This window comes from Roseateles chitinivorans, from assembly GCF_002761755.1.
Taxonomy (GTDB): Bacteria; Pseudomonadota; Gammaproteobacteria; order Burkholderiales; family Burkholderiaceae_C; genus Roseateles; species Roseateles chitinivorans.
Genome location: NZ_PEOG01000258.1, coordinates 1 through 406 on the forward strand (window position 1 = coordinate 1; position 406 = coordinate 406).

A 406-nucleotide genomic window follows, 5' to 3' on the forward strand; every position below is an offset into this window, starting at 1 on the left:
AAGCTAGAGATATCCAGTAGTTCAGAGTTTGGTGGTGATTCTGGACGGCAACGCTTTGATAAAGCACTGAACGAAAATTTTGATGCCATTCCTAAGCTATTTGATGGTGAATTTGGGATTAGTACTCGGCTGGATGGTTTTATTAAAGAGTTTAATCAAGCCGGGGGTATCATTGCGAGTAAAGAACAATCAATCAGAACACAATTAGATAAAAATACTAAAGATTCAGAGGCTGCCAGCCGATATATAGAAAGTTTCGAAGAGTCGTTGCGTAAGCGATACAGTGCATTGGACTCTTTATTGGCAAGTTTGCAACGTACTCAATCTAGTATAAGCGGAGCGTTAGCAAATTTACCGGGCTTTACTAATTCTTCATCTAAATCCTGAGGTATATTATGAGTTATGG

The 406-nt window shown here is 38.9% G+C and carries 1 protein-coding gene; it reads left to right on the forward strand.

The features are described 5' to 3' along the window. Window positions 1–387: flagellar filament capping protein FliD (gene fliD / locus CS062_RS25645; protein ID WP_158238941.1), on the forward strand; the 387-nt coding region annotated here is incomplete at its 5' end. Window positions 388–406 lie beyond the last annotated feature (19 nt).